Annotated in this window: 8 protein-coding genes; 6 read left to right on the forward strand and 2 right to left on the reverse strand. The window is 70.5% G+C overall.

All coding sequences use genetic code 11. The annotated features are described in order from the left end of the window. The 5 genes from AB0C29_RS27315 to AB0C29_RS27335 all read left to right on the forward strand — a co-directional run. Positions 1–380 (forward strand): EAL domain-containing protein (locus AB0C29_RS27315; protein WP_360825693.1); only part of this gene is annotated, 380 nt, incomplete at its 5' end. Between the two features lie 103 nt (positions 381–483). Continuing rightward, on the forward strand, positions 484–1,788 hold the full coding sequence (locus tag AB0C29_RS27320) for an extracellular solute-binding protein (protein ID WP_360825695.1): 1,305 nt from the start codon (positions 484–486) through the stop codon (positions 1,786–1,788). Positions 1,789–1,799: 11 nt separating this feature from the next. After that, entirely contained in the window at positions 1,800–2,735 is a 936-nt protein-coding gene (locus AB0C29_RS27325; protein WP_360825698.1) for a sugar ABC transporter permease, read from the forward strand. Between the two features lie 3 nt (positions 2,736–2,738). Further along, the gene (locus AB0C29_RS27330; RefSeq protein WP_360825701.1) at positions 2,739–3,581 is read left to right on the forward strand and encodes a carbohydrate ABC transporter permease; all 843 of its coding nucleotides are present in this window, start codon (positions 2,739–2,741) and stop codon (positions 3,579–3,581) included. A 2-nt stretch (positions 3,582–3,583) separates the two neighbouring features. Continuing rightward, on the forward strand, positions 3,584–5,068 hold the full coding sequence (locus AB0C29_RS27335; RefSeq protein WP_360825703.1) for an alpha-N-arabinofuranosidase: 1,485 nt from the start codon (positions 3,584–3,586) through the stop codon (positions 5,066–5,068). On the opposite strand, the gene AB0C29_RS27340 is transcribed toward AB0C29_RS27335, so the two are convergent. Next, complete coding sequence (locus AB0C29_RS27340; protein ID WP_360825706.1) at positions 5,052–5,489, reverse strand: VCBS domain-containing protein; 438 nt, start codon at positions 5,487–5,489, stop codon at positions 5,052–5,054. The genes AB0C29_RS27335 and AB0C29_RS27340 overlap by 17 nt on opposite strands. After that, a complete protein-coding gene (locus AB0C29_RS27345) occupies positions 5,486–6,244 on the reverse strand; it encodes a metallophosphoesterase (protein ID WP_360825709.1) in 759 nt (252 codons plus the stop codon). Before AB0C29_RS27345 ends, AB0C29_RS27340 begins: the two co-directional genes overlap by 4 nt. A gap of 155 nt (positions 6,245–6,399) precedes the next feature. Here AB0C29_RS27345 and AB0C29_RS27350 point away from each other — a divergent pair. Next, positions 6,400–6,603: DUF6403 family protein (locus AB0C29_RS27350; protein WP_360825712.1), on the forward strand; the 204-nt coding region annotated here is incomplete at its 3' end.

Below are 6,603 nucleotides of genomic sequence, written 5' to 3' on the forward strand. Positions count from 1 at the left end.
CGGTGCTGGGCACCGGCCCCGGCCTGGAGGCGGTCCGGGCCCTGCACGAGCTCGGCCTGCGGGTGGCGCTGGACGACTTCGGCACCGGGCAGTCGTCGCTGAGCCTGCTGGTGGACTGCCCGGTGCACGTCCTCAAGGTCGACAAGTCGTTCGTCGACGGGGTCACCGCCGGCACCGCCCAGGCGGTCATCGTGGACAGCCTGATCGCCATCACCACGGGCCTGCGGATCGAGGCCGTCGCGGAGGGCGTGGAGACCGCGGCGCAGGCCCGCCGGCTGTACGAGGCCGGCTACCGCTACGCCCAGGGCTTCCACTTCGCCCGCCCGATGACCGGCGACGACATCACCCGGCTGCTCACCCCCGTGCCGCTCGGCGCGTGAACCGGTCAGCACCGGCGATCCTTCTCGATTCGCGTCCGATCGTTCTCGTCTTGCGAAGGCCGATCTGTGGACTCGTGATGAAGCACGGCGGGAGGCTCCTGTCATGACACTGACCCGACGCGCTCTGTTGAGCGGCACGGCCGCGGCGGCGGCCCTCGGGCTGACCGGGTGCAGTGGCGTGACGCCGGGGCGCGACACCAGCGGGTCGCTCGACTACTGGAACCTGTTCGGCGGCGGTGACGGCGTCCGGATGACCCAGATGCTCGACGCCTTCCGGACCGCCAACCCCCGCGTCACGCTCAGCGCGGTCACCCTGGCCTGGGGCAATCCGTACTACACGAAGCTGGCGCTGGCCACGCTCGGCGACAAACCGCCGGACGTCGCCATCTCGCACCTGACCCGGATGAAGACGCTGGTCAGCTCGGACCTGCTGGAGGAGCTGCGGCCCGCGGACCTGGCCCGGCACGGCATCAGCGCCGACCTGTTCACCGAACGGGCCTGGCAGGCGGGGCTGGTCGACGGCAAGGCGTACGCGATCCCGATCGACACCCACCCGTTCGTGATGTTCTACAACACCGACATCTGCGAGAAGGCGGGGCTGCTGGACTCCTCCGGGGCGCTGACCCCGCTGGACACCCCGGAGAAGTTCACCGAGGCGATGCGCAAGGCCAAGGAGGCCTCCGGCGCGTACGGCGGGGTCGTCACGATCAACAACGACACCTCGACCCCCTGGCGCATCTTCCAGTCGCTCTACAGCCAGCTCGGTGGCGAGGTGCTGGCCGACCAGGGCCGCCGGGTCGTCCTCGACGAGGCCAGGGCGAGCCAGGTGCTGACCTTCCTGCAGTCGCTGACCAAGTCGGGCCTGTTCCCCGCGGCCGCCGACTACCAGGGCTCCATCGCCACGTTCGCCAACGGCCAGGCCGGTTTCTACTTCCAGGGCGAGTGGGAGATCTCCACCTTCCAGACCGCCAAGATGCCGTTCTCCATGACGCTGTTCCCCAATGTCTTCGGCGGCGACAAGTACGCCGTGCAGGCCGACTCGCACACCCTGGTCATCCCCCGCCGGCCGGACCAGAGCCAGGCGGGTCTCGACCGCTCGCTGCTGCTCGTGCGCTCGATGCTGGACCAGAGCAAGACCTGGGCCGAGGGCGGGCACGTACCGGCCTGGCTGCCGTTCCGGGACAGCGCCGAGTACCAGGCGATGACGCCGCAGTCGAACTACTCCGCGGCCGCCGACGCCGCCGTCTACGACCCGGAGGGCTGGTACTCCGGCTCCGGCTCCAACTTCGAGATCGTCATGGGCTCCGCCGTCGCCACCGTCCTGGGCGGCCAGCAGTCCCCGGCCGACGCGATCGCCCAGATGCGCGGCCAGCTGCAGAACCTGTCCACGACCGCGTCACCCATCTGAGGGGGTGCCTGGTGACCACCGAGACCGTCGTACGCCCCCGCCCCGCGACCGAGGACGGGGCCCCGCCGGAGCAACGTCCCGGCACCGGCCTGCCCGCGCTGGGTTTCCTGGCGCCGTTCCTGATCCTGTACCTCGCGTTCATCATCGGCCCGACCATCTACGGCCTGGTGATGAGCTTCTTCGACACCAGCCTGGTCAAGCCCGGGCTGTCCGGCTTCGCGGGCTTCGGCAACTACGCCGAGGCGTTGCAGAGCAGCGACTTCTGGTCCTCGCTGTGGCACACGGTGTGGTTCACCGTGCTGACCACGCCGCCGTTGATCGTGCTCGCGTTCGTCTTCGCCCTGCTGGCCGACCGGGCCAGCCGCGGCCGGTGGTTCTTCCGGCTGGCGTTCTTCGCGCCGTTCATCCTGCCCTCGGCCGTGGTCGCGCTGATCTGGATCTTCATCTACACCCCGGGGCTCGGGCTGATCGAGACCGGCCTGCTGAAGATCGGCATCACCTCGCCGAACTGGCTGGGCGACCCGAACTGGGCCATGCCGTCGCTGGCGATGACCACCATCTGGTGGACGCTCGGGTTCAACTTCGTGCTCTACCTGGCCGGCCTGCAGGAGATCCCGCGTGACCTCTACGAGGCCTCGGCCATGGACGGCGCCTCGCCCTGGCAGCAGATCCGCAAGATCACCATCCCGATGCTCGGGCGTACCACCACGCTGGTGGCCGTGCTGCAGGTGATCGCCTCGCTCAAGGTCTTCGACCAGATGTACATCATGACCTCGGGCGGGCCGAACTTCGCCACCCGCTCGATCCTCGAGTACGTCTACGACGAGGGCTTCACCAACTTCCGGGTCGGCTACGCCGCGGCCGTGTCGATGCTGTTCTTCGTGGTCGTGCTCCTGGTCTCCGCCGTCTGGTTCACCATCGTCCGCCGCCAGGAGAAGGGGGTCTGACCCATGACGGATCTCGCTCAGCGGGCGGAGACACGCGTCAAGCTCTTCAACCGCATCTGCTTCGGCGTGCTGATCGCCTTCGCCCTGCTCTGGCTGGTGCCGCTGGCCTGGGCGCTGGACACCGCGCTCAAGCCCAACTCCGAGACCACCAGGACCACGTGGGCCATCTCCGACCCGACCCTCGACGCGTTCAGCCGGGTGCTGCGCGACACCGACATCCTCACCTGGTTCGGCTCCAGCCTGTTCATCTCGACGCTGACGGCGGTGGGCACCGTGCTGGTGGCCAGTCTGGCCGCGTACGCGTTGTCCCGGATGCGGTTCCGCTACCGCAACGTGGTGTTCTGGCTGGTGCTGGCCGGCATCATGATCCCCGGCCAGGTGCTGATCGTGCCCTGGTTCCGCGAGTTCGACGCGCTGGGCCTGCTGAACACGTGGTGGGCGGTGAGCCTGCCGCAGATCCCGACCGCGATCGCCGTGTTCATCTTCAAGCAGTTCTTCGACGGCCTGCCGCGCGAACTGGAGGAGGTCGCGCGCATGGACGGCGCCGGCTACCTGCGGATCTACCGGAAGATCATCATGCCGCTGGCCCGCCCCGCGGTCGCGGCCGTGGCCATCTTCACCTTCGTCACCTCGTGGAACGACCTGCTGTGGCCGCTGCTGGTGCTGAGCAACCCCGACATCATGACCGTGCCGGTCGGCCTGGCCACGGTGCAGGGGGCCTTCGGCATCCGGTACGCGGACACGATGGCGTCGGCTATTCTCGGCGCGATCCCGCTCGTCGCCGTGTTCCTGCTGTTCCAGCGTCATATCGTCGAGGGCATCGCCGGCAGCGGCCTGAAAGGTTGAGCATGCTTTCCGCCACCATGACCGTCGACCCCGCGTTCCGGGTGGGCGAGGTGGACCCGCGGCTGTACGGCTCGTTCGTCGAGCACATGGGCCGCTGCGTCTACACCGGCATCTACGAGCCCGGGCACCCGAGCGCCGACGAGAACGGCTTCCGGCAGGACACCGCGGACCTGGTCCGCGAGCTCGGTGTCCCGCTCGTGCGCTATCCCGGCGGCAACTTCGTCTCGGGTTACCGCTGGGAGGACGGCATCGGCCCGGTCGGCGAACGGCCCACCCGGCTCGACCTGGCCTGGCGCTCGCTGGAGTCCAACCACGTCGGCGTCGGCGAGTTCATGACCTGGGCCCGGACCGTCGGCGTGGAGCCGATGATGGCGGTCAACCTGGGCACCCGGGGCATCGACGCGGCCCGGTCCCTGGTCGAGTACTGCAACCACCCGGGCGGCACGTACTGGTCGGACCTGCGCGGCGGGCAGCCGTACGGGATCAAGACCTGGTGCCTGGGCAACGAGATGGACGGCCCGTGGCAGATCGGCCACAAGACCGCTCCGGAGTACGCCCGCCTGGCGCTGGAGACGGCCAAGGCGATGCGCCAGGTCGACCCGTCGATCGAGCTCGTCGCCTGCGGCAGCTCGGGCCGCCAGATGCCGACGTTCGGCAGCTGGGAGGCGACCGTGCTGGCCGAGACCTACGACGCCGTCGACTACGTCTCGATGCACGCCTACTACCAGCAGCACGGCGACGACCGGGACAGCTTCCTGGCCTGCGCCACCGACATGGACCAGTTCATCGACGAGCTCGTCGCGACGGCCGACCACGTGCGCGCGGTGGGCCGGCACAGCAAGCGGATCAACATCTCGTTCGACGAGTGGAACGTCTGGTACCAGAGCCGCTTCGCCGGCGAGAAGAACCTGGACGTCGAGCACCAGCCCCGGCTGATCGAGGACGTCTATTCGGTCACCGACGCGGTCGTGGTCGGCAACCTGCTGATCAGCCTGCTGCGCCACGCCGACCGGGTGAAGATCGGCTGCCAGGCGCAGCTGGTCAACGTCATCGCCACCATCATGACCGAGCCGGGCGGCGCGGCGTGGCGGCAGGCGAGCTTCCACCCGTACGCGCTGACGACCCGCTACGGGCGCGGCACCGTGTTGCAGCCGGCCATCACGGCACCGACGCACGAGACGGCCCGGCACGGCGAGGTCCCGCTGCTGGACGCGGTGGCCGTGCAGACCGATGGCGGCGTGGTGCTCTTCGCGGTGAACCGGTCGCAGACCGAGCCGATGACCCTGGACGTGGACCTGCGCGCCCTGCCCGGCCTGACCACCGCCACCCACACGGTGCTCGCGGACGACGACCCGGATGCGATCAACACCGTCCAGCAGCCCGACCGGGTGCGGCCGCGCGACCTGAGCGAGCCCAAACTGGACGGTGGCCGGCTGCGGGCCGAGCTCCCGGCCCTGTCCTGGAACATGATCAGGATCGGCGGCTGAACCTCAGCTCCATCCAGGGCCGCTCCCGGCCGTCCGCAGCCCGGACGACCCAGTGCGCCCGCATCGACCGGCCGTCGGCGGCCACGCGCAACACGGCGTGGGCCGTCGCGGCCCGGAAGGTCCATTGCCCGTCCCCGTCGACGGTGGCGGCCGACGTCTCGACGCCGCCCCGGTCGTCGTAGGCCCGGGTCGGAAAGGCCCCGCGCGCGGCGTCGTACGGCTCGAAGATCTCCAGGGCCCGGGTGCGCTCCCCGCCGATCACCACGTCGACGCGGTGCACGACGAACGGGCCGAGCCACTCGTAGGCGTCGGTGCCGTCGATGCCGGCGACCACTGTGGTGCCGTCGTCGCCGTACATCTCCCCCTGGGTGTGCCAGTCGCCGATGAGCGGCTCCATCGTCGGGTGATCCGTTTCGCTCATCCGATCAGGGTCGCATCCTCGAAGACCAGCGGCGCCCAGCGCGGGGCGCCGGCGCGGCCGTGTTTGGGGTCGACGCCGACGAAGCGGGCGCCGCCGATCCTGGTGAACGTGTGCCGGGCCGCCCAGTCCACGGTGCTGCGCTGCCGGATCCGCTCGCCGCACAGCCAGGCCCGGTGGCGGAAGTCGACGATGCTCGAGTGGCCGTGCAGCTGGCTGAACGGGGGCGGCTCGGGGGCGTGCAGCCAGGACTCGTACACGTCGGGGCCGGCCTCCGCCCAGAGCGGGCCCCGGTCATGCCACAGCAGCTCCTCGGGCCGGGTGTTGAGCAGGCCCGCGGCGGTCCCGGCGGTGACCGGCGCGCCGAGCTCCTGCCAGGCACCGACGGTCAGCGCGGCATGGGTGAGCAGGAACTCCTCGCCCTCGGCGGTCCGCACCGCGGCCGCCACCCGCAGCTGGTCGCGCAGCCACCAGCCGCGCAGCAGGGCGGCGTCGCTGTCGGCGAGCGGCTCCGGCCAGAACACGCCACCGCCGAGATACTGCGACTCGTGGTTGCCGATGAGCTGGATCCAGCGGGCGGGCGCGTCCGCCAGCCGCCCGGCGACGAAGGCCAGCACGCCGGAGCTGTCCGGCCCCCGGTCGACCAGGTCGCCGACCTGGACGATCACGGTGTCCTCGTCGCGGGTCAGCCCGCCGACCGCGTCCGCCAGGTGCCGCGCACACGCGCCGACGTCCCCGACCACCACGACCCGCGTCACCCGCCACCTCCGTGCCGACGACGATAGCGCCGATCCCGATAAGGCCCGGCCCCGATGACGCCGACGCGGGCAAGCGGGCCTTGCGCGGTCGATGGATGCCGTCCGGCACAATCGGTGGCCGATACTCGCTCGAATTCCACCGGAGCTGCTCCTTCATGTCGTCATGGCCGATCTGGACCGTGGGTGTCGTGCTGCTGATCGGGGCGGGTTTCGCGGCCGTCGCGGTGCCCCGGCTGCGGGCCGGTGAGCTGCACCGGCGTACGGAATGGTCGGCCGCCCGGGCCGCGATCGGCACCGCCACTGTCAGCCGCGACGCCTGCCCGGTCCCGGTCGCCGAGGCCGAGCAGCTGCTGAGCCGG

It is taken from the genome of Actinoplanes sp. NPDC048791, assembly GCF_040650095.1.
Taxonomy (GTDB): Bacteria; Actinomycetota; Actinomycetes; order Mycobacteriales; family Micromonosporaceae; genus Actinoplanes.

Coding starts and splice junctions, on each gene's coding strand:
- AB0C29_RS27335 (WP_360825703.1), top strand. CDS start 3,584: ATGCTTTCCGCCACCATGACCGTCGACCCCGCGTTCCGGGTGGGCGAG.
- AB0C29_RS27340 (WP_360825706.1), bottom strand. CDS start 5,489: ATGAGCGAAACGGATCACCCGACGATGGAGCCGCTCATCGGCGACTGG.
- AB0C29_RS27330 (WP_360825701.1), top strand. CDS start 2,739: ATGACGGATCTCGCTCAGCGGGCGGAGACACGCGTCAAGCTCTTCAAC.
- AB0C29_RS27320 (WP_360825695.1), top strand. CDS start 484: ATGACACTGACCCGACGCGCTCTGTTGAGCGGCACGGCCGCGGCGGCG.